Origin of the sequence: Microbacterium sp. BDGP8 (genome assembly GCF_029991045.1) — a bacterium.
In the GTDB taxonomy this organism is placed as follows: Bacteria; Actinomycetota; Actinomycetes; order Actinomycetales; family Microbacteriaceae; genus Microbacterium; species Microbacterium plantarum.
This window is the reverse complement of sequence record NZ_CP120712.1, coordinates 1,672,367-1,694,905: the sequence shown is the minus strand read 5'-3', so window position 1 is coordinate 1,694,905 and position 22,539 is coordinate 1,672,367. Positions and strand designations below refer to the sequence as shown.

General features: G+C 69.2%; 23 protein-coding genes and 1 tRNA gene. 8 read left to right on the top strand and 16 right to left on the bottom strand.

Features of this window, described 5'->3' with window-relative positions:
• Nucleotides 1-16 precede the first annotated feature (16 nt).
• Nucleotides 17-1,345, bottom strand: coding sequence for an anthranilate synthase component I family protein (locus tag P6897_RS08260; RefSeq protein ID WP_348997225.1), 1,329 nt, complete (start codon nt 1,343-1,345; stop codon nt 17-19).
• Nucleotides 1,346-1,387: 42 nt separating this feature from the next.
• On the opposite strand from P6897_RS08260, the gene P6897_RS08255 reads away from it, so the two are divergent.
• The 4 genes from P6897_RS08255 (at nt 1,388) to P6897_RS08240 (ending at nt 4,776) form a co-directional block, all read left to right on the top strand.
• Entirely contained in the window at nt 1,388-2,068 is a 681-nt protein-coding gene (locus P6897_RS08255; RefSeq protein ID WP_274177872.1) for a DedA family protein, read from the top strand.
• Between the two features lie 4 nt (nt 2,069-2,072).
• Nucleotides 2,073-3,107: a phosphatase domain-containing protein gene (locus P6897_RS08250; RefSeq protein ID WP_112614726.1), complete on the top strand. Its 1,035-nt coding sequence runs from the start codon at nt 2,073-2,075 to the stop codon at nt 3,105-3,107.
• 45 nt (nt 3,108-3,152) lie between these two features.
• On the top strand, nt 3,153-3,860 hold the full coding sequence (locus P6897_RS08245; RefSeq protein WP_274177871.1) for an SOS response-associated peptidase: 708 nt from the start codon (nt 3,153-3,155) through the stop codon (nt 3,858-3,860).
• A gap of 61 nt (nt 3,861-3,921) precedes the next feature.
• Nucleotides 3,922-4,776 (top strand): 3-methyladenine DNA glycosylase, encoded by an 855-nt coding sequence (locus P6897_RS08240; protein ID WP_274178033.1) that lies wholly within the window; start codon nt 3,922-3,924, stop codon nt 4,774-4,776.
• Nucleotides 4,777-4,877: 101 nt separating this feature from the next.
• On the opposite strand, the gene P6897_RS08235 is transcribed toward P6897_RS08240, so the two are convergent.
• The 10 genes from P6897_RS08235 to rplU all read right to left on the bottom strand — a co-directional run bounded on the left by P6897_RS08235 (nt 4,878) and on the right by rplU (nt 11,727).
• A tRNA-Ala gene (locus tag P6897_RS08235) sits at nt 4,878-4,953 on the bottom strand.
• A 27-nt stretch (nt 4,954-4,980) separates the two neighbouring features.
• On the bottom strand, nt 4,981-5,370 hold the full coding sequence (gene rsfS, locus P6897_RS08230; RefSeq protein ID WP_112614722.1) for a ribosome silencing factor: 390 nt from the start codon (nt 5,368-5,370) through the stop codon (nt 4,981-4,983).
• Complete coding sequence (locus P6897_RS08225; RefSeq protein WP_282500963.1) at nt 5,367-6,566, bottom strand: hypothetical protein; 1,200 nt, start codon at nt 6,564-6,566, stop codon at nt 5,367-5,369. Before P6897_RS08225 ends, rsfS begins: the two co-directional genes overlap by 4 nt.
• A complete protein-coding gene (gene nadD / locus P6897_RS08220) occupies nt 6,563-7,159 on the bottom strand; it encodes a nicotinate-nucleotide adenylyltransferase (protein WP_094261568.1) in 597 nt (198 codons plus the stop codon). The genes P6897_RS08225 and nadD overlap by 4 nt, the downstream gene beginning before the upstream one ends.
• 10 nt (nt 7,160-7,169) lie before the next feature.
• Nucleotides 7,170-7,397 (bottom strand): hypothetical protein, encoded by a 228-nt coding sequence (locus P6897_RS08215; protein ID WP_112614718.1) that lies wholly within the window; start codon nt 7,395-7,397, stop codon nt 7,170-7,172.
• A gap of 47 nt (nt 7,398-7,444) precedes the next feature.
• Nucleotides 7,445-8,707, bottom strand: coding sequence for a glutamate-5-semialdehyde dehydrogenase (locus tag P6897_RS08210; RefSeq protein WP_282500962.1), 1,263 nt, complete (start codon nt 8,705-8,707; stop codon nt 7,445-7,447).
• A gap of 24 nt (nt 8,708-8,731) precedes the next feature.
• The gene (proB, locus tag P6897_RS08205; protein WP_112614714.1) at nt 8,732-9,562 is read right to left on the bottom strand and encodes a glutamate 5-kinase; all 831 of its coding nucleotides are present in this window, start codon (nt 9,560-9,562) and stop codon (nt 8,732-8,734) included.
• The gene (gene obgE, locus P6897_RS08200; protein ID WP_274177868.1) at nt 9,559-11,070 is read right to left on the bottom strand and encodes a GTPase ObgE; all 1,512 of its coding nucleotides are present in this window, start codon (nt 11,068-11,070) and stop codon (nt 9,559-9,561) included. The genes proB and obgE overlap by 4 nt, the downstream gene beginning before the upstream one ends.
• Nucleotides 11,071-11,143: 73 nt before the next feature.
• The gene (gene rpmA, locus P6897_RS08195) at nt 11,144-11,401 is read right to left on the bottom strand and encodes a 50S ribosomal protein L27 (protein ID WP_023950785.1); all 258 of its coding nucleotides are present in this window, start codon (nt 11,399-11,401) and stop codon (nt 11,144-11,146) included.
• A gap of 17 nt (nt 11,402-11,418) precedes the next feature.
• On the bottom strand, nt 11,419-11,727 hold the full coding sequence (gene rplU, locus P6897_RS08190; protein ID WP_023950787.1) for a 50S ribosomal protein L21: 309 nt from the start codon (nt 11,725-11,727) through the stop codon (nt 11,419-11,421).
• A gap of 231 nt (nt 11,728-11,958) precedes the next feature.
• Here rplU and P6897_RS08185 point away from each other — a divergent pair, with 231 nt between their 5' ends.
• On the top strand, nt 11,959-12,231 hold the full coding sequence (locus P6897_RS08185; RefSeq protein ID WP_112614710.1) for a DUF4031 domain-containing protein: 273 nt from the start codon (nt 11,959-11,961) through the stop codon (nt 12,229-12,231).
• Nucleotides 12,232-12,265: 34 nt separating this feature from the next.
• On the opposite strand, the gene P6897_RS08180 is transcribed toward P6897_RS08185, so the two are convergent.
• On the bottom strand, nt 12,266-14,662 hold the full coding sequence (locus P6897_RS08180; RefSeq protein ID WP_337994945.1) for an Rne/Rng family ribonuclease: 2,397 nt from the start codon (nt 14,660-14,662) through the stop codon (nt 12,266-12,268).
• Between the two features lie 277 nt (nt 14,663-14,939).
• Between P6897_RS08180 and P6897_RS08175 the strand changes: the two genes are divergently transcribed.
• Nucleotides 14,940-15,539, top strand: a complete 600-nt coding sequence (locus tag P6897_RS08175; protein ID WP_274177867.1) for a vitamin K epoxide reductase family protein — start codon at nt 14,940-14,942, stop codon at nt 15,537-15,539.
• Between the two features lie 63 nt (nt 15,540-15,602).
• On the opposite strand, the gene ndk is transcribed toward P6897_RS08175, so the two are convergent.
• Genes ndk through ileS form a run of 4 tightly spaced genes read right to left on the bottom strand, consistent with a single transcriptional unit; the run spans nt 15,603 to nt 21,136 of the window.
• Entirely contained in the window at nt 15,603-16,019 is a 417-nt protein-coding gene (gene ndk, locus P6897_RS08170; protein WP_114589474.1) for a nucleoside-diphosphate kinase, read from the bottom strand.
• 1 nt (nt 16,020) lies between these two features.
• Nucleotides 16,021-16,422 carry a DUF4233 domain-containing protein gene (locus tag P6897_RS08165; protein WP_282500961.1) on the bottom strand — a complete coding sequence of 134 codons (402 nt, stop codon included), beginning with the start codon at nt 16,420-16,422 and terminating at the stop codon, nt 16,021-16,023.
• Entirely contained in the window at nt 16,410-17,762 is a 1,353-nt protein-coding gene (locus P6897_RS08160) for a Mur ligase family protein (protein WP_274177865.1), read from the bottom strand. The genes P6897_RS08165 and P6897_RS08160 overlap by 13 nt, the downstream gene beginning before the upstream one ends.
• Nucleotides 17,759-21,136 carry an isoleucine--tRNA ligase gene (ileS, locus tag P6897_RS08155; protein ID WP_282500960.1) on the bottom strand — a complete coding sequence of 1,126 codons (3,378 nt, stop codon included), beginning with the start codon at nt 21,134-21,136 and terminating at the stop codon, nt 17,759-17,761. The genes P6897_RS08160 and ileS overlap by 4 nt, the downstream gene beginning before the upstream one ends.
• A gap of 212 nt (nt 21,137-21,348) precedes the next feature.
• Between ileS and P6897_RS08150 the strand changes: the two genes are divergently transcribed.
• Both P6897_RS08150 and P6897_RS08145 read left to right on the top strand, forming a co-directional pair.
• Entirely contained in the window at nt 21,349-22,032 is a 684-nt protein-coding gene (locus P6897_RS08150; RefSeq protein ID WP_282500959.1) for a hypothetical protein, read from the top strand.
• Entirely contained in the window at nt 22,029-22,535 is a 507-nt protein-coding gene (locus P6897_RS08145) for a GNAT family N-acetyltransferase (protein WP_282500958.1), read from the top strand. The genes P6897_RS08150 and P6897_RS08145 overlap by 4 nt, the downstream gene beginning before the upstream one ends.
• Nucleotides 22,536-22,539: the final 4 nt, after the last annotated feature.

Genomic DNA, 22,539 nt, shown 5'->3' with positions numbered 1-22,539 from the left:
GAGCACCGCTCCCAGGCTACCGGACCCGTTCCCGCCACCGGGGCGGCAGGTCCGCTCCGAGCGCGGCCAGCGGCGCCCGCGCCTTCAACGCGACCTCGTCGACCTCGGCTTCCGGCTCGGATCCCCACGTGATGCCCCCGCCCGCGCCGACGTAGGCCTGCTCGCCGTTCACGACGATTGATCGGATGATCATCGCGAGATCGGCGTCGCCGTCGCGGCCGACCCAGCCGAAACAGCCCGCGTACGTCCCCCGCGGAGCGCCCTCGAGGTCGTGCAGGATCGTCATCGCCGAGAGCTTCGGTGCACCCGTCATGCTGCCGGCCGGAAACGCGGCGGCGAGCACTTCCGACAGCCGCGTACCGGGCCGGATCGATCCCGACACGCTGCTGACGAGCTGGTGCACCGCGGGGTAGGTCTCGACCTCCAGCAGACGCTCGACCACGACGGAACCCGGCGCACTGACGCGCTGGAGGTCGTTGCGCATGAGATCGACGATCATGACGTTCTCCGCGCGTTCCTTCGGGCTCGTCACGAGGTCCCGCACCAACTGATCATCGGATGCCGCGTCATCGCCGCGCCGCCGCGTGCCCTTGATCGGACTGGTCAGCACGGTTCCGCCGGTGAGCCCGAGGAAGCGCTCGGGGCTCGCGCTGATCAGCGCCCGCTCCCCCGATCGGATCAGCCCGCCGTGATGCGACGACGACGCGGCACGAAGCCTCCGAAACACCGCGAGCGCGTCGAACGGGTGATCATCGCGAACGGTGAAACGCGTCGTGAGGCACAGCTGGTACGCGTCACCCCGGCGGATCGCGCTCCGGCAGTCCCCGACGAGCGCGGCGTACTGGTCAGGGTCGACGCGGGCCTGAGCGAAGAGACCACCGGTCGCCGCGTCCGCGCATGCGCGGGCGGAAGCCCCTGTGCGCCAGGTGTCGACCTGCGCCGCGAAGTCGTCGACGGCGTCGGCCGGCGCCGCCACCCATACGCGCCGCGCGGCGTGGTCGAACGCGACGAACCTCTCCACTCGGAGCCAAAGAGCCTCGGGGCCCGCAGCATCCCGCTTCGACGGCGCGCCTGCTCGGGATGCCGCCGCGTCGTACCCCGCCCAGCCGACCCAGCCGCCGACGAAGGGGCCCGTGCGTGCCTCGCGGCCCATCCTCTGCCGGGAGGATCCGTCGACGACCGGGTCCGGCGGATCGGCGGGCTCGCCCGAGCCGATCCAGCTCCAGCCCGAGGCGGCGTCGACGCCGGCGTCGAGCCAGAAGACATGCTCGCCGGGCACCTCGCCGATGAGGTTCGCGGGATCGGTCCAGCCGTCGAGGCAGCGGAAGCTCGTCGTCTCGGGCACGATCACAGGTTATGTCTTAGGTCACGCCCCTAGGCTCGGAGCGTGAACGAGATCCTCGACTGGATTCTGAACACCGTGCAGAGCATCGACCCGGTGTTGCGCACGGTCGTGGCGGGTATCGCGATCATGCTCGAGACCAGTGTGCTCATCGGGCTCGTGGTGCCGGGGGACACCGTGGTGATCGTGGCCGCGACCGCGGTCGGGAGCGTCGGCGAAGGCTTCATCCTGGGTGCTGCGGTCGTCGCCGGCTCGCTCGCGGGAGAGTCGATCGGGTTCGCGCTCGGGCGCTGGCTCGGCCCTCGCATCCGCTTCTCTCGTCTCGGGCGCCGCATCGGCGAGGACAACTGGGTGCGTTCGGAGCTCTATCTGAGACGCCGCGGCGGCCCCGCGATCTTCCTCTCGCGATTCCTGCCCGTCCTGCATTCGCTCGTGCCTTTGACGGTCGGCATGAGCGGCTTCTCGTATCGGCGCTTCATCGCGTGGACGGCGCCGGCCTGCGTCATCTGGACCTCTCTCTACGTCGGAGTGGTCGCGGCCGCGGCGAAGACCTATCGCGAGGTCTCCGACAACATCCAGTACGCGGGATACCTCTTCGTCGGCGTCATCGTGGTCTTCCTGCTCCTCGCCTACCTCGTGAAGCGACTGATCAGCCGCCGCGAGGCACGTCATCTCCGGCTCGAAGAGGAGAAGATCCGACGCGCGGACGGGGACGTGAAAGACTGAGGTGATGGCTTCCTCACCCGCACCACGGAAGAAGATCCTGTGGTTGGCGCGCCTCGAGCGCCGCTTCCACTCGTGGCGCGAACGACGCGCCCGCGCGCGCGGTCAACGACCGACCGTCGCCGCATACCCCGGCTATGGCGGCGACGGCTGGGTCCGTGTCCTCGGACGCGTGCTGATCGCACCGAAGAAGCGGCCCGCGAAGGGTGGCGAGTACGCCTCGGTCCGTGGGTGGCGCAGCTTCGCGTCGGTCCCGGTGGCGTTCGCGCAGGTGAGGGTCACCGTCGCGGGCACGACGCATGAGATCGTGGCCGATCGCGGCGGCGTCATCGACGTCGAGCTGCCCGGAGCCCTCGAGCCGGGCTGGCAGACGATTTCGATGACCGTCGAAGGCAGCGAGGTCATCGAGACCCGCGTCTTCGTGATCTCCGGCGACACCGACTTCGGAATCATCTCCGACATCGACGACACGGTCATGGTGACCGCTCTGCCGCGTCCCTTCGTGGCGGCATGGAACTCGTTCGTCCTCGACGAGCACGCGCGCCAACCGGTGCCCGGGATGGCCGTCATGCTCGAGCGGCTGACGCGCGACCGTCCGGGCAGCCCGGTGATCTATCTGTCGACCGGCGCGTGGAACGTCGCGCCGACCCTCATCCGATTCCTGCGACGCCATGTCTTCCCCTCGGGACCGATGCTTCTCACCGACTGGGGGCCGACCCACGACCGCTGGTTCCGCAGCGGACGCGATCACAAGGCCGAGAACCTGCGCCGCCTCGCGAAGGAGTTCCCGCATGTCCGCTGGCTCCTGGTCGGCGACGACGGCCAGCACGACGACGCCCTCTACACGGCGTTCGCCAGTGAGTACCCCGATCGGGTGCGTGCTGTTGCGATCCGTCGACTGTCACCGGCGGAGGCGGTTCTCGCCGGTGGCCGCACCGCGGTGAACGATCACTCCGCGGCGCAGGTGCCGTGGGTCTCCGGCTCGGATGGAGCGGCGCTGCTCGACCGGCTCGCCGATGTCGGCGTGATCGCGCGCGACTGAGGTCGGCATCGCCCGGATGTCGCACGGGCGCCCTACGCTGAAGACATGTGCGGTCGTTTCGTCGTAGCCCGCGTCGGTTCCGAGCTCGCGAGCGTTCTGCACGCCGAAGTCGTCCCCGACGATCTGCCCCGTCCGTCGTTCAACATCGCGCCGACAGCGCAGGCGACGATCGTGCTCGACTCGGTCAAGACCGAGCCTCCGACGCGTCGCCTCGCCTCCGCCCGCTGGGGCCTCGTGCCCGGCTGGGCCAAAGATCCGTCGGTCGGATCGCGGGCGTTCAACGCCCGGTCCGAAGAAGCGGCGGAGAAGCCGACGTTCCGCGATGCGCTGGTCTCGCGCCGGGCCGTCATCCCGGCATCGGGCTATTACGAGTGGCGAGATCACGGCGGTGCGAAGACGCCTCACTTCGTCCGGCCCGAGAACGGTGAGCCGCTCTTCTTCGCTGGGCTCTACGAATGGTGGAAAGACCCGTCGCGCCCCGTCGACGACCCGGGCCGGTGGCTGCTGAGCTTCACCATCCTGACGCGCTCAGCGGTCGGCGGTCTGGCCGAGATTCACGACCGCATGCCGCTGATGATCGACGCCGAGTATGCCGATGTTTGGCTCGATCCCACCACCGAATACCCGGCCGACCTGCTCGACGCGGTGTCCGAGGCGGCTCCGGCCGTCGTGGACACGCTCACCTGGTTCGCCGTCGGCTCCGCTGTGGGAAACGTGCGCAATGACGATCCATCGCTCATCGAGCCGGCGTGACGCGGTTTCCCAGCGCACCGGTGTCTATCCTCGAGAGGTGACGCTCCGCCTCTCCGCCCCCGTGCAGTTGGCGCCTGAGACATGGCATCAGCTCGCCGACGAGCACGCGGAGCGCGCTGATGCGCTCACGGAGGCGCACCGGCGGCGCGCTTCGCGCGCTGAGAAGCACCCGGTCGAGGACTTCCTGTTCACGTATTACTCCTACAAGCCGGCCATTCTCCGGCGCTGGCATCCAGGCCCCGGTGTCGTCCTGAACGGCGGCGCGGACCAGCGCGGCGGCTGGCGCTGGTATGAGATCGTCGGCGGCCGCAACGTGCGTGTCGCAGACGAGCAGTTCCGCCAGGAGCGCGCGTCACTGTACCGCGGTGTGACGGGACTCCTCCGCGCAACGCGCGACCGCGCGGGGGTCTTCGGCTGCTTCGGCCTCCATGAGTGGGCGATGGTCTACCGGACCGATGCCACGCGCCACGAGATCCCGCTCCGGCTGGGCGCGGCGGGAACGGATGCCGTCGTCGAGGCCCACGACCTGCGCTGCACGCACTTCGACGCGTTCCGGTTCTTCACGCCCGAGGCCGTGCCGCTCAATCGCGAACCGCTCGACCGAGAAGGGGCCGTCGCACGCGAGCAGCCGGGTTGCCTGCACGCCGGCATGGACGTCTACAAATGGATGCTGAAGCTCGGGCCCCTCGTTCCCGGACATCTGCTCCTGGACGCCTTCGTTCTGGCTCGCGACATCCGCGAACTCGATATGCGCGCCTCGCCCTACGATCTGCGTGACTGGGGCTACTCCCCCGTTGCGATCGAGACTGCCGACGGCAAGGCCGAGTACGTGCGCCAGCAGCGGCTGCTGAGCGCCCGCGGTCAAGCGTTGCGCGCCGCGGTGCTCGACGTGGTCGACGCCGCAGCGGCCGTCTGAGCATTCGAGTCACGCCGGGTGTGTCGCCCGAGCCGCAGCACTCCGCCACTCGGGCGACACCACCGCCGTAAAAACACGAAATCCCCGCCGAAGCGGGGACTTGGTGGACCTGAGGGGACTCGAACCCCTGACCCCCTGCATGCCATGCAGGTGCGCTACCAGCTGCGCCACAGGCCCATGGTTTCCGCTCTCGCGGCAACTCATTTAGCTTACAACATCTCCAGGGGTGCTCGTGACCACGGCGGCCTCGATCGGGATGACCGGGCAGTCCTTCCACAGGCGCTCGAGCCCGTAGTAGACGCGCTCCTGCTCGTGGAACACGTGAACGACGAGGTCTCCGAAGTCGAGCAGCACCCAGCGCGACTCGGTGCGGCCCTCCCGGCGCAGACGCTTGTGGCCGGCCTCGAGCATGCTCTCCTCGACCGCATCGGCGATCGCGGCGACATTGCGCTCGCTGTTCCCACTGACGAGCAGGAACGCATCGACGAGCGGGAGGGGCTGCGACACGTCGAGGGCAACGAGGTCTTCGCCGCCCTTCGATTCTGCGGCCGTCGCGGCGACGGCGACCATGTCGATGACTGCTTGTGAACTCATCCGAAGACTCCTGTGAAAAGCGAGACGAGCAGAACGCCCGCCAGGGCGAGGGCGAGGGCCCCCGCGGTGATGGCGAGGGCGACCGTCCAGCGGCTGCCCTTCTCCGGCGCCGGCGGACGAATGACGTCCTCGGCGCTCTTGATGGTCGAGATGGCCGCGCTCGCGGCGATGGGAGTGGGCGAGGACGACGCCGGCAGCTCGCCGTCCACGAGAACCGCATCGACCTCCTTGCCGTCCGCAACGCCCGGGACGACACCGGTCGAACCGAAGTTCTCGGGCAGCGTGAACGTCCCGGTGATCAGAACCTCGCCTGTCGCGGTCACGGGTGCGACCAGCGGGCCGCCGTCGGGGTTCTCGGCGAGGATCAGTGCGTTCGGCGTCGTGAACGCGCCCGTCGCCGCGGCACTGCGCGACAGCAGCTGATCGAACGATGCGGGCACGTCGCTGGCGGCGGACTCCCCCGCGAGCAGATCGGCGCCGAGGTCGTTCGAGACGACGTGGCGCTCTGGTTCCTCTTCATCCGCGGTCTCGTCGATCGCGCGCTCGTCGTCACCGACAACATCGTCCTCGGCGATTTCGTGCGCGGCGATGTCGTGCTCGGCGATGGACTCTTCAGGGACGGTCTGCTCCGCCTCGACAGCCTCGGAGCCCGCTGCCTCGGACTCGGTCTCGACCACAGCGTCAGTGACGTCCGGGGAGGCGGCTTCCGTTTCGGCATCCGCACCATCGGCCGCCTCGGCCTCACCGTCAGCCCCGGGGGCGTCGAGCTCGGCGCGGTCCTGGGCATCCTCGTCGGCGGCATCCGACTCGACCGCTCGAGCCGCTTCATCGGCGTCGTGTGGACCGGACGCGTCGGAGTCGTCGGATTCGGCCGCCACGGTCGGGTGCTCGCCGGTCGCTGTCACGACAGGGATGGATGCCGTGCGGATCTTCTCCTGCAGGCGAGCCTGGCGGCGGGTCAGCGCGGGCGAGCCGAGATCGACAGACGTCTGCGGGACGGGCGCCGGGGGAACCTCGACCGGCTCCGCAGCACGCGGCAGCGGCGCTGGGGCGGGCGTCGGCTCCGCTCCGGTCGCCGACGCGTCGTCGGTGGCGTCAGGGTCGACGATGATCGGATTGGAAGCCGTGTTGCGCAGCTCACGCAGTTGTCGGCGCGTCAGCTGCGGAGTCGGTGGCTGTTGCTCGTTGTCGCTCATGCCTTGCTCCGATAGAGATGATGCTTCGCAATGTATTGGACGACCCCGTCTGGAACGAGGTACCACACCGGATGTCCGCGTCCGACTCGTGCCCGGCAGTCGGTCGACGAAATGGCCAGCGCGGGGATCTCGAGCAGGCTCACGTCATCGCTGGGCAGTCCGGCACTGGAAAGCGTGTGGCCGGGACGCGAGACGGCGACGAAATGCGCGAGCTCCCACAGTTCATCATGGTTCCTCCAGCTGAGAATCTGCGCGATGGCGTCAGCTCCGGTGATGAAGAAGAAGTCGGCGTCGGGACGTTGTGCCTTCAGATCGCGCAGTGTGTCGATCGTGTACGTCGGACCGTCGCGGTCGATGTCGACGCGACTCACCGTGAACATCGGGTTCGAGGCCGTCGCGATGACCGTCATGAGGTACCGATGCTCCCCCGGCGACACGAACGACTTCTGCCACGGCGTTCCCGTCGGCACGAAGATGACTTCGTCCAGATCGAACGACTGCGCGACCTCGCTCGCGGCCACCAGGTGCCCATGATGAATCGGGTCGAACGTGCCGCCCATCACGCCGATACGCGGCGCACGCGTTCCCGTCATCGGTGCGGCCTCAGTGGTGGCCGTTCTCCGACTGCGTCAGTTGCTTGCCGTGAGCGGCGGCGTAGGCCTCGGCCTTGCCGTCGTGGCGGTTGGCGACGTTGCGGTACGACAGCGTCACGAGACCGAGAGCGAGGAAGATGACCAGGGCGATGACGCCGAAGATCATCGTCTCCGCCTGCACATTGCCGTGGTGCTCGGTCTGCTCGGCGGCGAATGCGGTGATCGTGGCGAGGGTCATCGTGGCTCCGTTCGTTTCGCGCGGCGGCGCGTATCAAGTTTAGGTGGTCAGGCGCGCGTCTGCCCGGCGCCGCGCGCGAGCCACTTCGTGCTGGTCAGCTCAGGAAGTCCCATCGGGCCGCGGGCATGCAGCTTCTGAGTCGAGATGCCGACCTCGGCACCGAAGCCGAACTCGCCCCCGTCGGTGAACCGCGTCGACGCGTTCGCCATGACGACAGCGGCGTCCACTTCAGCGAGGAAGCGCTCGGCATTCGCATCGTCGGCGGTCACGATGGCCTCGGTGTGCATCGTCGAGTAGCGACGGATATGGTCGAGAGCCTCGTCGAGATCGTCGACCACGCGCATGGCGAGGTCGAGGCTCATGTGCTCGGTCGCCCAGTCGTCGTCCGTTGCGGGAACGGCGGCGGGCACGAGGCGGCGCACGTCATCGTCGCCGTGGATCGTGACTCCTGCGCCGATGAGCGCCGCGGACACGGGCGGAACCAGGCGGTCGGCCGCCGACCGCACGACGAGCACGGTCTCGACCGCATTGCAGACGCTCGGCCGCTGCGCTTTCGCGTTCACGACGATCTCGCGCGCCCACTCGAGCGGAGCGGACTCGTCGAGGACGATGTGGACGACCCCGGCTCCGGTCTCGATGACCGGCACCGTCGACTCGGTAACGACGGTCTCGATGAGCTGGGCACTGCCGCGAGGAACCAGGACGTCGACGAGGCCCCGGGCCCGCATGAGCGCCCGCGCGCCGTCGCGGCCGAAGTCATCGACGGTCTGGATGCTGTCGAGGTCGACCCCGGCTCGCTGCAGCGCACCCCGCATCGCCTCGATCAGCGCGGCGTTGGTCGACTGCGCTGCGGAGCCGCCGCGCAGGACGACGGCGTTTCCTGAGCGCAGCGCGAGCGCCGTGATGTCCACCGTGACGTTCGGCCGGGCTTCGTAGATCGAGGCGACGACGCCGAAGGGCACGGACACCTTCTGGAGTCGCACGCCGCCCGGCAGCTCGCGCTCATCGAGCACACGCCCGACAGGATCCGGGAGGCGTGCCACATCGCGCACAGCACGCGCGAGGGACGCGACGCGTGCCTCGTCGAGCATGAGGCGGTCGCGCAGACCGGCAGAGATCCCGTCCGCCTCGCCGCGCTCCAGGTCATCGCGGTTCGCCGTGACGATGCGGGCGGTGTCGGCGATCAACGCGTCGGCGATGCCGTCGAGGAGCAGGGTCTTGGCGGCATCGTCCAGAAGGCCGATCGAGCGGCTCGCCCGTTTCGCGGCGCCCAGGCGCCCGGCGACGTCGGATGCGACGGCTGTGGTCATCACGCCAGTCTAGCGACGGCGGCCTCAGCCCTGACCGACGCCGATCGCCCCGGTACCGGTGATCAGCGCGGGCGCGGGATTCGCCTCGAACCACGTGCCGACATCCGCACCCGCGAGGGCTTCGCTGGCGAGGTCGATGCTCGTCACGAGCGCCGCGACCCCGCCCTCGGCGGCCAGCCGCGCGGCCGAAGCCTTCGTTGCGGCACCGCCGGTGCCGACGCTGTTGACCACCGTCGCGCCGAATTCGTACCCGCTGAGGTCGTCATCGAAGGAGACGGTCTCGATGGGGCGCGCGCCCGGCTCGCTCGGCGGCCGGGTGTAGAGGCAGGCGATATCGCTGAGCAGCACGAGGGCGTCCGCCCCGACGAGGCGCGAGACGAGAGCCGCGAGCCGGTCGTTGTCACCGAAACGGATCTCGTGTGTCGCGACGGTGTCGTTCTCGTTGACGATGGGAAGGATGCGGAGCCCCAGCAACCGCTCCATCGCGCGGCGTGCGTTCGATCGGTGCGTCGGGTCGTCGAAGTCCCCCGCGGTCAGCAGCACCTGGCCCGCGACGATGCCGTACTGTCGCAGGGCGTCCAGGTAGCGATAGACCAGGACGTTCTGCCCGACGGCCGCTGCTGCCTGCTGGGTGGCGAGGTCGGTGGGGCGCTCGTCGAGACGAAGGTACGGCATGCCGGTCGCGATCGCGCCCGACGAGACGAGCACGACCTCGGTGCCGCGGGCGTGCGCCTCTGCCAGCGCGTCGACGAGGGAGTCGATCTTGCCCGCGTTGTCCCCGCTGATCGAGGAGGAGCCGACCTTCACGACCACGCGTCGGGCACCGTTGAGCTCCCGGCGCGCGAGCAGGCTCACGCGTCGTCCTCTGCGACACCTCGCGACTTCTCAGCGCGGCGCTCTGCCTCGAGTTCCGCCCGAGCCTCAGCCTTGGCATCCATCCGCTCGCGGTACCGCTCGCGACGCTCATTCGACGTCCGGCGCGGATTGAGGTCGAGACGCGGATCGGTGCCGCGCGGAGCGGTCATGAGCTCAGCGGCCGACGACAGCGACGGATGCCAGTCGAAGACGATGCCGTCGCCCTCGCCGATCACGACCGTCGAGCCCGGGGTCGCACCGAGCCGGAACAGCTCGTCCTCGATGCCGAGCTTGTCGAGACGATCGGCGAGGAAGCCCACCGCTTCCTCGTTCTGGAAGTCGGTCTGCTGCACCCAGCGCACCGGCTTGGCGCCGAGGATGCGGTAGACGTTGCCGTAGGTGCCGCCTTCGACGCGGATAGTGAAGTCGCGTTCGGCGCCCTTGGGGCGGATGACGATCCGTTCTGCGGGAACCTCGGCAGCGGCGGCGACACGGTGCTCGGCGACGAGCTCGGCCATGGCGAACGAGAGCTCGCGCAGACCCTGACGGCTCACGGTCGAGATCTCGAACACGCGGTAGCCGCGGGCTTCGAGGTCGGGACGCACGAGGTCAGCGAGATCGCGAGCCTCGGGGACGTCGGTCTTGTTGAGAGCGATGAGCTGCGGGCGCTCCAGCAGCGGCACCTGACCCTCGGGAACCGGATACGCGCCGAGCTCGGCGAGGATGACGTCGAGGTCGGTGAGGGGATCGCGTCCCGGCTCCAGCGTCGCGCAATCGAGCACGTGCACCAGGGCCGAGCAGCGCTCCACATGGCGCAGGAACTCGAGACCGAGTCCGCGTCCCTCGCTCGCGCCCTCGATGAGGCCCGGCACGTCTGCGATCGTGTAGCGGATGTCGCCGGCCTGGACGACGCCGAGGTTGGGATGCAGCGTCGTGAACGGGTAATCTGCGATTTTCGGGCGGGCGGCGGACATCGCCGCAATGAGGCTCGACTTGCCCGCGGAGGGGAACCCGACCAGTGCGATGTCGGCGACCGTCTTCAGCTCGAGCTGGACATCGCCTTCCCAGCCCGGGGTTCCCAGCAGCGCGAAGCCGGGAGCCTTTCGCTTGGGAGACGCCAGTGCCGCGTTGCCGAGGCCGCCCTGTCCACCCGGAGCCACGACGAAACGCATGCCCGGGGTCACCATGTCGACGAGTGTCTCGCCCTCGGGAGACTTGACGACCGTGCCGACAGGGACGGGGAGCTCGAGGTGCTCCCCCGCCGCGCCCGAGCGGTTGTCGCCCATGCCGAAGCCGCCGTTGCCGCCCGACCGGTGGGGCGAGTGGTGATACGACAGAAGCGTCGTCACCTGGGGATCAGCGACGAGGACGACGTCGCCGCCGTCACCGCCGTTGCCTCCGTCGGGGCCGGCGAGCGGCTTGAACTTCTCGCGGCGCACCGACACGCAGCCGTTGCCGCCCTTGCCGGCACGCAGATGCAGCGTGACCCGGTCGACGAACGTCACCATGCGGTGCCTCCTGGAAAACAGGGCGAGGGGCGAGCCGAAGCCCGCCCCTCGCCGCGAAGTGGTCTGGTCCGAATTACTCGGCAGCCGCCACGATGTTGACGACCTTGCGGCCACCCTTCGTGCCGAACTCGACGGCACCGGCCGCGAGTGCGAACAGGGTGTCGTCGCCGCCACGGCCGACGTTGGCGCCGGGGTGGAAGTGGGTACCGCGCTGGCGGACGAGGATCTCGCCGGCGTTGACGGCCTGGCCGCCGAAGCGCTTCACGCCGAGGCGCTGTGCGTTGGAGTCACGACCGTTACGGGTGGAGCTTGCGCCCTTTTTGTGTGCCATCTCTGCGTCTCCCTGGCTTACTTGATGCCGGTGATCTTGACGCGCGTGAGGTCCTGACGGTGGCCCTGGCGCTTCTTGTAGCCGGTCTTGTTCTTGAACTTCTGGATCACGATCTTCGGGCCGCGCTCCTCACCGAGAACCTCGGCGGTGACCGTGACCTTCGCGAGCTTGTCAGCGTCGGTGGTCACGGCGTCGCCGTCGACGAGGAGAACGGCGGGAAGCTCGAGCTTGTCACCGATCTGAGCCGCCTGACGATCGAGGACGACGATCGTGCCGACCTCGACCTTCTCCTGACGGCCGCCGGCGCGCACAACTGCGTAAACCACTTCACACCTGTTTCTTCTGTGGAGCGCACGGCTCCGATTGTCTTTGCGAGACTGGAAAGTCTTGGTGCGCGTGCCCCAGAGGATCCTGTGGCTGAGCCGCAATCGTGACGGGACGTCGACGGACTCGCTGCACCAAGGGTCCACTTTACCGGATGCCGGGAGATCCGGCAAAAGGACGGCCGGGTGTGTCGCTTCGGAGCCGCCGAGCGAGGCGCTCCCTAGGATCGGAGGATGGCGATCCTCATCGACGATCCGCGCTGGCCGGCCCACGGCCGCCTGTGGTCGCACCTGGTCAGCGACACGGACCTCGATGAGCTCCATGCCTTCGCGCGACGCCATGATCTGCCCGCGCGGGCATTCGACCTCGACCACTACGACGTCCCCGATTCGGCATTCGAGCGCCTCATCGCCGGCGGCGCCCAGCACGTCTCTGGCCACGAGCTCGTACGCCGGCTCATCGCCTCCGGGCTGAGGGTCACAGCGCGCGAACGCCGCGGGATCTGAAGCGATCCCGCGGCGTTCGTCTCGACGATGGGCGTCAGTCGTCCGAAGCCGGCGCAGCCGACACCGGGGTGCCGCTGAGAGCGGCCGTGGTCACGCGACGACGTCCTCGTCCCTGACCGGGCGCCTTGGGCTCGGGAAGCGCGTTGAGGACCGAGTCGAGGAGAAGATCCTTCTCGGTCCGCGGCGCCTTGGGCTCGGCCTTCTTGCGACGGGGCTTCTTCGGGCGCTCGACGGGCGCAGGCTCGGCCTCGACGGGAGCCGCGATGATCTCGGCATCCTCATCGGCCGCGGTCGCCTGGATCGTCGAGGCAGCGATCTGCGCCAGGGCCGACTTCGCGCCCTCGGTGATGACGTGGGTGCCACCGTTCGCGGGAGCCGGTGCCGCGTTGCCGGAGCCGCGACCGCGCCGCGCCGAGCCGTTGCCGTTGCCGTTGCCGCCCTGAGCTCCGCCACCGCGGTGCTTGACGACCGGGTCGTGGTGAACGATGACCCCGCGGCCAGCACATACGTCGCACGCCTCGCTGAATGTCTCCAGCAACCCGAGGCCCAGCTTCTTGCGCGTCATCTGGACGAGACCGAGAGAGGTGACCTCCGCGACCTGATGCTTGGTGCGGTCGCGGCTCAGGCATTCGATGAGGCGCCGCAGGACGAGATCGCGGTTCGATTCGAGCACCATGTCGATGAAGTCGACGACGATGATGCCGCCGATGTCGCGCAGACGAAGCTGGCGGACGATCTCTTCCGCAGCCTCGAGGTTGTTCTTGGTGACGGTCTCTTCGAGGTTGCCCCCGGAACCGACGAACTTGCCGGTGTTGACATCGACCACGGTCATCGCTTCGGTGCGGTCGATCACGAGCGAACCTCCGGAAGGCAGCCACACCTTGCGGTCGAGGGCCTTCTCGATCTGTTCGGTCACGCGGAACGCGTCGAACGGGTCCTGCTCGTCCTCGTACTTCTCGACGCGCTCCAGGAGATCGGGAGCGACGCCGGTGAGGTAGGAGGTGATCGTCGAGTACGCCTCGTCACCCTGGATGAGCATTCGCGAGAAGTCCTCGTTGAAGACGTCGCGCACGATCTTCACCAGCAGATCGGGCTCGGAGTGCAGGAGGGCCGGCGCCTGGATCTTCTCGAGCTGCGAGCTGATGTGCTCCCACTGCGAGGTGAGGCGCTGAACGTCGCGCGTCAGCTGATCCTCGGTCGCGCCCTCGGCGGCGGTGCGCACGATCACACCCGAGGACTCCGGGAGCACCTCTTTGAGGATGCGCTTGAGACGCGCCCGCTCGGTGTCGGGCAGCTTGCGAGAGATGCCGTTCATCGCACCGCCGGGGACGTACACGAGGTAGCGGCCGGGCAACGAGATCTGGCTGGTGAGGCGCGCGCCCTTGTGGCCGACGGGGTCCTTCGTGACCTGCACGAGGACGCGGTCGCCCGACTTCAAGGCGAGCTCGATGCGACGGGGCTGGTTGCCCGTCTCGACGGCATCCCAGTCGACCTCGCCCGAGTACAGCACGGCGTTGCGGCCACGCCCGATGTCGACGAACGCGGCTTCCATGCTCGGCAGGACGTTCTGCACGCGGCCGAGGTAGACGTTGCCGATGAGGGAAGCGTCCTGGTTGCGCGCGACGTAGTGCTCGACGAGCACGTTGTCCTCGAGCACGGCGATCTGGATGCGGCCGCTCTTCGAGCGCACGACCATGACGCGGTCGACCGCTTCGCGCCGCGCGAGGAACTCCGCCTCGGTGACGACGGTGCGTCGACGACCGGCTTCCCGCCCGTCCCGGCGACGCTGCTTCTTCGCCTCCAGGCGAGTGGAGCCCTTGATGCGCTGGGGCTCGGTGATCAGCTCGACGGCGCGCTGGCGCGGAGCGGGCTCATTGCCCTCGTCGCCGTTCGACCCGCCGCGGCGACGGCCACGGCGGCGCGAGCTGCTCGAGCTCGACGAGGATCCGTTGTCATCGTCATCGGTGTCGTCCGGCAGCGCGCGGAGAGGCGCGATCTCGGGCGCGTAGAAGTGCAGCGCGGTGGACACCGCCGACACGAACTCCGCCGGCAACAGGCCGAGCGAGACCGCGGTGGGCGGGCCGGAAGCGGCCGGCTCGTCCGTGGGCGCCGATTCCTCAGCGGTGGCCGGCTCCTCAGCTTCTTCGGCGGGCGCCGGCTCGCCGGTGGGGACGACGGGTTCCTCCGAGGGCGCGGCCTCCTCGACGGGCGGGGACTCGGGCGCGGGTGCGGCAGACGTCCCCTCGGTGCCGGTCTCCGCGGTCATTCCGGAACCGGGTTCCGGCACGGCATCCTCGGCGGCGCGCCCGCTGTCGATGTGCTCCTCGGTGGCGTCGATCGACGTCACCGCGTCAGCGAGCTCGGCTGCGGCGGGGTCTACCGCGTTCGCGGGCTCATCGGGGGTCGGGCTGTCGTTGCGATCATCGGCCATCACTGGCGTACTCCTCTTCGGGCGGCACCGCGCGCCACCCGGTACATCTCTGGCGGCGTCGCTCCCGGAAGGACGAGCCGCGAACTCACTCGGTGTGCAGCCGGCTCTCGGCGCGGCCTGCGTGGGCAGCCATTGCCCGAAGTCTCTCGTGATGTCCTGTCGCAGCGCGGCTGCAGACGAGCATCGGCATCCATTATCGCACTACGCGCGTCGCTTCGTGGGACACGGGGCCGATGCTCGCGGCGGGGTCATCGATGCCGATGGGATAATCGCGGTCATGTCCGCACCCCGTAGCCACGCCCGCCCTGTCGCACTCGCCGTCTGGCTGATGATCGCGGGCGTCATCGGGTGGATCGCAGCGTTCGCGCTGACGACAGAGCGGCTCCACCTGCTCGAGGACGCCACGGCCACGGCATCATGCGACTTCAACCTCGTCGTGCAGTGCGGGGCGAACCTGACCTCTGCCCAGGGTTCGGTCTTCGGCTTCCCCAACCCGCTGCTGGGGCTCACCGGCTGGGTCGCGCCGATCGTCGTGGGCGCCGCGATCCTCGCGGGCGCACGCTTCGCCCGGTGGTTCTGGCTGCTGTTCTGGGCGGGCATGGCGTTCGCGTTCGGCTTCGTGGTGTGGCTGATCTCGCAGAGCATCTTCGTTCTCGGAACGCTCTGCCCCTGGTGCATGGTCACCTGGTTCGTGACCATCCCGAGCTTCTACGCCGTCACCCTGCACCTGCTCAGGTCGGGTGTCGTGCCGCTGCCGCGTCGAGGCCGAGCGATCGCCGCCACCCTGACCGGCTGGGTGCCGCTCCTCGCCGTGCTCAGCTACGTCGCCATCGCCGTGATCGCACAGGTCCGGCTCGACTGGATCGGCTTCCTCTGAGACGACGACGCCCGCCGCTCGACGTCGTGACGTCGAGCGGCGGGCGTGATGTCGCGGATGCGGTCAGCCGAACCAGATCTCGAGCTCGCGCGCGGCGGACTCGGGGCTGTCGGAGCCGTGGACGAGGTTCTGCTGAACGGCCAGGCCCCAGTCGCGTCCGAAGTCGCCCCGGATCGTACCGGGTGCGGCCGTCGTGGGGTCGGTGGTTCCGGCGAGCGAGCGGAAGCCCTCGATGACGCGATTGCCGGCCAAGCGGATGGCGACCGAGGGGCCGCTCTGCATGAACTCGAGCAGCGGTTCGTAGAACGGCTTGCCGGCGTGCTCCTCGTAATGCTTCTCGAGCACCTCCCGGTCGGGTTCGACGAGCCGGATGTCGACGAGCGCGTAGCCCTTCGCCTCGATGCGGGCGAGGATCGCGCCGGTGAGGCCGCGGGCCACGCCGTCGGGCTTGACGAGGACGAGGGTCTCTTCGGTGGGCATGTCAGTCTCCGTTCGATTCGTCGGCTGCGAGGGCGGCGTTCCGCCGGTCGAGAGCAGCCCCCTTGATGGTCGCATACGCGTACATGCCGCCGAAAACGAGCGCGACGATCCCGAGCGCCGGCACGAGGAACACCCCGAGCGCCAGGACCACCTGCAGCAGCCAGCCCAGCAGGATGCCCCATCGGTGCCGCAGCAGACCTGAGATGACGATCATCCCAACGGCGAGCACCGCACCGGCGACAACTCCCCACCAGTCGGCGACGCCCTCCGGCAGAGCACCGAGTCCGTAGACGGTCAGTCCGCCGAGGAAGACCACGATCGATTCGAAACCGAGGACGACGGATCCGAGCGACTCCGCGGCACCGCGACGTCGGCGCTCGCGAGGCCGTTTCACGCCTGCCATCCCGACTTCCAGTCCTCTGCGGCGGCGAGGGCGATCGCTTCGCCCGCGAGTACGACCGAACCGGCGATGATCACCGCGCGCCGTTCCGCAGCCGCGGCCCACTCGCGCGCAGCCTCGGCCGCTTCGACGAGGTCGCGGTGCTCGGTGACCCCGAGTCCGCGCTCCTCGGCAAGATCGGCGACGAGGGTCGGCTCCGACGCGCGCTCCGAGTCCGGTGAGGTCGCGAACACGTGCGCGGCGACCGGTGCCAGGGCCTCGACGATCCCCGCGGCGTCCTTGTCTCCCAGAACACCGAGCACGACGCCCCACTCGTCGAAGTCGAACGACTCGCGCAGCGCCGCCGCGAGTGCCGCTGCCCCGTGGGGATTATGTGCACTGTCGACGAGCACGGTCGGGCTGATCCCGAGCAGCTGCAGACGACCCGGGGAGGTGACAGCGCCCAGTCCGTCCGCGACGACCTCCGCGTGGAGTGCCTGGTCCTCGGCGCCGATGAGAGCTTCGACCGCGGCGACCGCGAGGGCGGCGTTCTCGGCTTGGTGAGAGCCGTAAAGCGGCAGGTAGAGCTCGGGGTACTCCCCCGCGCGCCCCCGAACACTGATCTGCTGTCCGCCGACGGCGAGGCTGTGCGCGGTCAGACCGAACTCCTCGCCGGCGAACCCGACGGTGGCGGCCGCCTCCGCGGCGCGCGCTCGGATCTGCTCGGCCGCCTCGGGGGTTTGCACGGCCGAGACGACCGCCGCGCCGGGCTTGATGATGCCCGCTTTGACCGCGGCGATCTCGGCGATGGTCTCGCCGAGGCGGTCGGCGTGGTCGAGCGCGACGGGGCCGATGACGGCGACGTCCCCGTCGGCGGTGTTGGTCGAGTCCCACGATCCGCCCATGCCCACCTCGATGACCGCAACATCGACGGGCGCGTCGGAGAACGCGACGAAGGCGAGGACGGTGAGCAGCTCGAAGAACGTCAGAGGAGCGTCACCCGCCGCATCCAGCTCAGCGTCCACGAGGTCGACGAAGGGAGCGATCTCGTCCCATGCGTCGGCGACCGCGGCGTCGGCGATCGGCTCGCCGTCGATCAGGATGCGCTCGGTGAAGCGCTCGAGGTGCGGGCTGGTGAAGAGCCCGGTGCGCAGCCCGTGCGCGCGGACGAGGCTCTCGATCATCCGGCTCGTCGACGTCTTGCCGTTCGTTCCCGTCACGTGCACGACGCGGTAGGTGCGCTGCGGGTCGTCCAGCAGTTCGAGAACGCGTCGTGTCCGCTCGACGCGGGGCTGCACCCACTGCTCCCCCTGACGCTGCAGCAGCGCCGTGTATACGGCGTCGGCGCGGGCCTGATCGGTCATGCGGTCTCTCCTGTCAGCCGGGTGACGCTCACGGCGAGGTCTCCCCTGTTGGCGTAGGTCTTGGCGGCGACCACGGCCTCGAAGTCGGGCTCGGTCGCGGCGACGGACTCCGCAGACTCGGCAACGGTCGAGGTGCGTGAGCGCACCACCCATTCGCGCGCCAGCGTCTCGCCCGCCACATCGGCGGCATCGAACGCCGATGCGACAGCAGCGGCGTCCTCGTCGGAATCGAAGGTCAGCGTCAGTCGGATGCGGTCGCTGACTTCGAAGCCGGCGGCCTTCCGGGTGTCCTGCACCGCGCGGATCACGTCGCGCGCCAGGCCCTCGGCCTCGAGCTCCGGGGTCGTGGTGGTGTCGAGCAGGACGAACCCGCCGCCCGACAGCAGTGCGATCGCGGTGCCTTCCGCCACCCCTCCCGCTTCGAGGGTCAGGTCGTACTCGCCGGGCTCGAGCACGACGCCGTCGACGGTCACGACACCGTCCTGCTCGCTCCACAGGCCCGCCCGGGCACCCGCGATAACGTGCTGCACCTGCTTGCCCAGTCGTGGACCGGCCGCGCGCGCATTGACCGAGAGACGCTGGCTGATGCCATACGAGGCCGCGAGGTCGTCCGAAAGCTCGGCCACAGTGACATCCTTCACGTTGAGCTCATCGCGGAGGATGTCGGCGAACTGCTCCAGCGACGCCGCGTCACTCATCGCGACCGTGAGCTGAGGCAGCGGCAGGCGCACGCGCTTGCCCTCCTTCTTGCGCAAAGCGTTGGCCACCGATGAGACCTCGCGGACGGCGTCCATAGCCGAACGGATGTCGGCTGCGGGCGCGAACTCGTCCGCGTCCGGCCAGTCCTCCAGGTGAACGCTTCGTCCGCCGGTGAGGCCCTGCCAGACGCGCTCGCTCACAAGGGGCAGAAGCGGCGCCGCGACCCGGGTCAGCGTCTCGAGCACCGTGTAGAGGGTGTCGAACGCCTCCGTCGAGGAATCGTCGCCGGGCACGACGCCCACCCAGAAGCGATCGCGGGAGCGGCGGATGTACCAGTTCGTGAGCGCTTCGGCGAAGTCGCGCAGCTTGGCGGCGGCCATCGTGGAGTCGAGGGCCTCCAGGTCGGCTGCGACATCGCGCACCAGGTCGCCGGTCAGCGCCAGGATGTAGCGGTCGAGCACGTTCGTGGAGTCGGTCCGCCGCCGCGCCTCGTACCCGGCCCCGCCCTCACCGCCGGCCGCGTTGGCATAGGTGGCGAAGAAGTACCAGGTGTTCCACAGCGGAAGCAGGAACTCCCGCACGCCCGCCCGGATGCCCTCTTCGGTGACGACGAGGTTGCCGCCGCGGAGCACCGACGAGCCCATCAGGAACCACCGCATCGCGTCGGAACCGTCGCGATCGAAGACCTCGGACACGTCCGGGTAGTTCCGCAGCGACTTCGACATCTTCTGACCGTCGCTGCCCAGCACGATGCCGTGGCAGGCGACGCCCGAGAACGCCGGCCGGTCGAACAGCGCACCCGAGAGCACGTGCATGACGTAGAACCAGCCGCGGGTCTGTCCGATGTACTCCACGATGAAGTCGGCCGGCGCGTGCTCGTCGAACCACTCCCGGTTCTCGAAGGGGTAGTGCACCTGCGCGTACGGCATCGACCCGGAGTCGAACCATACGTCGAAGACGTCCTCGATGCGGCGCATCGTCGAGCGGCCCGTGGGGTCGTCGGGGTTCGGACGCGTGAGGTCATCGATGAACGGCCGGTGCAGGTCGACCTCGCCCGCCTCGTTGCGCGGTAGGCGACCGAAGTCGCGTTCGATGTCGGCGAGCGAGCCGTACACGTCGGTTCGCGGGTACTCGGGGTCGTCGCTCTTCCAGACCGGGATCGGCGAGCCCCAGAAGCGGTTGCGGCTGATGGACCAGTCGCGCGCGCCCTCGAGCCACTTGCCGAACTGCCCGTGCTTGACGTTCTCGGGTGCCCACGTGATCTGCTCGTTCAGTTCGAGCAGGCGGTCCTTGATCGCCGTGACCCGCACGAACCAGCTCGACACCGCCTTGTAGATGAGCGGATTGCGGCAGCGCCAGCAGTGCGGGTAGGAGTGCTCGTAGCTCGCCTCGCGAAGGAGACGGCCCTCGGCCTTCAGGAGGCGGATGAGCGGGCGGTTGGCGTCCATCCACAACTCCCCCGCGACGTCGCTGACCTGCGGGAGGAAGCGCCCGCCGTCGTCGAGGCTCATGATGAGCGGGATGCCGGCTGCGCCGGTCACGCGCTGGTCGTCCTCACCGTAGGCCGGCGCCTGGTGGACGATGCCGGTGCCGTCGGTGGTGGTGACGTAGTCGTCGACGAGCACCCGCCACGCGGAACCCGTTCCCCAGGTGTCGGTGTCCGCGTAGTAGTCGAAGAGCCGGTCGTACTGCACGTCCGAGAGCTCGCTGCCGAGAACGGTCCGCTCGATCGCGGCGCGCGCCTCGTCGACGTCGCCGTACCCGAGGTCCTTCGCGTAGCCCGCGAGGAGGTCTTCGGCGAGGAGGTAGCGGTGGGCGTCGGCCTCGACACGGTCCTCATGAACGTCGGCGGCGCCGGCCGGCCCGCCGGGGAGCACGACATAGCGGATGTCGGGGCCGACGGCGAGAGCGAGGTTCGTGGGCAGCGTCCACGGGGTCGTCGTCCACGCGAGAGCGCGCACACCGGTGAGCCCGAGGGACTCGGCCTTCGCCCCGACGAGCGGGAAGGTGACGGTCACCGACGGATCCTGGCGCATCTTGTAGACGTCGTCGTCCATGCGCAGCTCGTGGTTCGACAGGGGCGTCTCGTCGCGCCAGCAGTAGGGCAGCACGCGATGCCCCTCGTAGGCGAGGTCCTTGTCCCACAGCTCCTGGAACGCCCAGAGCACCGACTCCATGAAGCCCGTGTCGAGCGTCTTGTACCCACGTTCGAAGTCGACCCACCGCGCCTGCCGGGTGACGTAGTCCTCCCACTCGCGCGTGTACTCGAGGACGGATGAGCGCGCCTTGTCGTTGAAGGCGGCGATGCCCATCGCCTCGATCTCGCTCTTCTCGGTGATCCCGAGCTGCTTCATCGCTTCGAGCTCAGCCGGGAGGCCGTGGGTGTCCCAGCCGAAGACGCGGTCGACCTTCTTACCGCGCATGGTCTGGAAGCGAGGGAAGACATCCTTCGCGTACCCGGTGAGCAGATGGCCGTAATGCGGGAGCCCGTTCGCGAACGGAGGGCCGTCGTAGAAGACCCACTCGGGCGCCCCCTCGCGCCGCGCGATGGAGCTGCGGAAGGTGTCGTCGCGCTCCCAGAACGCCAGCACGTCGCGCTCGACGTCGGGGAAGCGGGGGCTCGGAACGACGCTGTCGGCGGCGGGGCCGAAAGCAGAGGACTTCGGATAGGTCATGGCTTCTCTCGCAGGGTCGGACTTCCTGCGAGGACGATCGTGCGACCGCGGTACCACCCCGCTTGCCCCGGAGGGCCACTCTCCCAGCGGCTGTGACGGGCCTGCCCCGCTCGGTTCTACTGGGCGGATGACCGCCGTTCTTCCGAGAGCTCCCCGGTGATGGCCGGATCGGTGCTGATGAGCCCATCATACCGTCGGCATACGCTGAACGTATGGCCCGCCCTCGTACCCGCCCCACGCCCCCTCGGGTGAGCGAACCCGACCTGCCGCGTCACCTCGAGCCCGGAGTCCTCACTAGACACGGCGATCTCGTCGAGACGTCGATAGCACTCGGCAGCGAGGCGGTCGACGGCGCCCACGCACGGCTGAGCGAGAGCGCCGTCGAGGCCGGGTCCCCCAACCGGCTCGATCTCACGGGCGCGGTGCTCGCCGACGTGGCCATCCGCGACCTCGCGACGGCCGAATTCCGCTCGGGCGACGGCAGCTGGCGCACCGTGACCCTCAGCGGTGGGCGGATCGGCACCCTCGACGCCCAGCGTGCTCACTGGGACGGCGTCATCCTCCGCGGCATCCGGATCGACTACCTCTCGGTGCCCGCCGCGACGTTGCGCGACGTGCTCATCGTCGACTGCCGCATCGGAACGCTCGATGCCCCGGGCGCGATGCTCGAGCGGGTCCGTTTCGTCGACACGACGGTCGACGAGTTCGACTCCCGTGCGCTCTCGAGCGCGGATCTCGACCTCCGCGGCCTGGAAGCACTCGCCTTCACCGACATCCGGGCGCTGACCGGCGCCACTGCATCGCGTCGGCAGATCGAAGCGCATGCCCCCGCGTTCGCCGCTGCGCTCGGATGGGACGTGCGCGATGAGGCGTCCGCCGAGGAGCCGAGCCGATGATCGCCCGCACCGAACGTCTGGTCCTCCGGCTGATGACCGAGGACGATCTGGACCCGCTCCGCGAGATACTGACCGACCCCATCGCGATGACCGCCTACGAGGGGGCGTTCGACGACGACGAGAGCGCGCGGTGGCTCGCGCGCAATCTTCGTCGCTACGAGGAGGACGGGTTCGGCCTCTGGGCCGTCGACCTCCCTGGGGCCGGCATGATCGGGCAGTGCGGCATCACGCGGCAGTTCGTCGGCGACGAAGCGGTGCTCGAGGTCGGCTACCTCTTCCAGCGGGCGCACTGGCACCGCGGTTACGCGACCGAGGCCGCCGCCGCCGCGCGCGACTGGGGATTCCGCGAGCTCGGCGCTCCGGCCATCTGGGCCAAGGTCCGCGACACCAACATCGCATCCATGAACGTCGCCATCCGCCTCGGCATGACCGTTCGCCGCCGGTTCACGGTGCACTACCGAGGCGTGGACATGCCCCACCTCGGATTCGCCGTCGATCGCTGACGGC

Excerpts from the sequence above, each read along its gene's own strand:
- P6897_RS08250 (WP_112614726.1), top strand. The coding sequence starts at position 2,073 with ATGGCTTCCTCACCCGCACCACGGAAGAAGATCCTGTGGTTGGCGCGC.
- P6897_RS08245 (WP_274177871.1), top strand. The coding sequence starts at position 3,153 with ATGTGCGGTCGTTTCGTCGTAGCCCGCGTCGGTTCCGAGCTCGCGAGC.
- rsfS (WP_112614722.1), bottom strand. The coding sequence starts at position 5,370 with ATGAGTTCACAAGCAGTCATCGACATGGTCGCCGTCGCCGCGACGGCC.
- P6897_RS08225 (WP_282500963.1), bottom strand. The coding sequence starts at position 6,566 with ATGAGCGACAACGAGCAACAGCCACCGACTCCGCAGCTGACGCGCCGA.
- nadD (WP_094261568.1), bottom strand. The coding sequence starts at position 7,159 with ATGACGGGAACGCGTGCGCCGCGTATCGGCGTGATGGGCGGCACGTTC.
- P6897_RS08215 (WP_112614718.1), bottom strand. The coding sequence starts at position 7,397 with ATGACCCTCGCCACGATCACCGCATTCGCCGCCGAGCAGACCGAGCAC.
- P6897_RS08210 (WP_282500962.1), bottom strand. The coding sequence starts at position 8,707 with ATGACCACAGCCGTCGCATCCGACGTCGCCGGGCGCCTGGGCGCCGCG.
- obgE (WP_274177868.1), bottom strand. The coding sequence starts at position 11,070 with ATGGTGACGTTCGTCGACCGGGTCACGCTGCATCTGCGTGCCGGCAAG.
- rpmA (WP_023950785.1), bottom strand. The coding sequence starts at position 11,401 with ATGGCACACAAAAAGGGCGCAAGCTCCACCCGTAACGGTCGTGACTCC.
- P6897_RS08185 (WP_112614710.1), top strand. The coding sequence starts at position 11,959 with ATGGCGATCCTCATCGACGATCCGCGCTGGCCGGCCCACGGCCGCCTG.
- P6897_RS08180 (WP_337994945.1), bottom strand. The coding sequence starts at position 14,662 with ATGGCCGATGATCGCAACGACAGCCCGACCCCCGATGAGCCCGCGAAC.
- P6897_RS08175 (WP_274177867.1), top strand. The coding sequence starts at position 14,940 with ATGTCCGCACCCCGTAGCCACGCCCGCCCTGTCGCACTCGCCGTCTGG.
- ndk (WP_114589474.1), bottom strand. The coding sequence starts at position 16,019 with ATGCCCACCGAAGAGACCCTCGTCCTCGTCAAGCCCGACGGCGTGGCC.
- P6897_RS08165 (WP_282500961.1), bottom strand. The coding sequence starts at position 16,422 with ATGGCAGGCGTGAAACGGCCTCGCGAGCGCCGACGTCGCGGTGCCGCG.
- P6897_RS08160 (WP_274177865.1), bottom strand. The coding sequence starts at position 17,762 with ATGACCGATCAGGCCCGCGCCGACGCCGTATACACGGCGCTGCTGCAG.
- ileS (WP_282500960.1), bottom strand. The coding sequence starts at position 21,136 with ATGACCTATCCGAAGTCCTCTGCTTTCGGCCCCGCCGCCGACAGCGTC.
- P6897_RS08150 (WP_282500959.1), top strand. The coding sequence starts at position 21,349 with ATGGCCCGCCCTCGTACCCGCCCCACGCCCCCTCGGGTGAGCGAACCC.
- P6897_RS08145 (WP_282500958.1), top strand. The coding sequence starts at position 22,029 with ATGATCGCCCGCACCGAACGTCTGGTCCTCCGGCTGATGACCGAGGAC.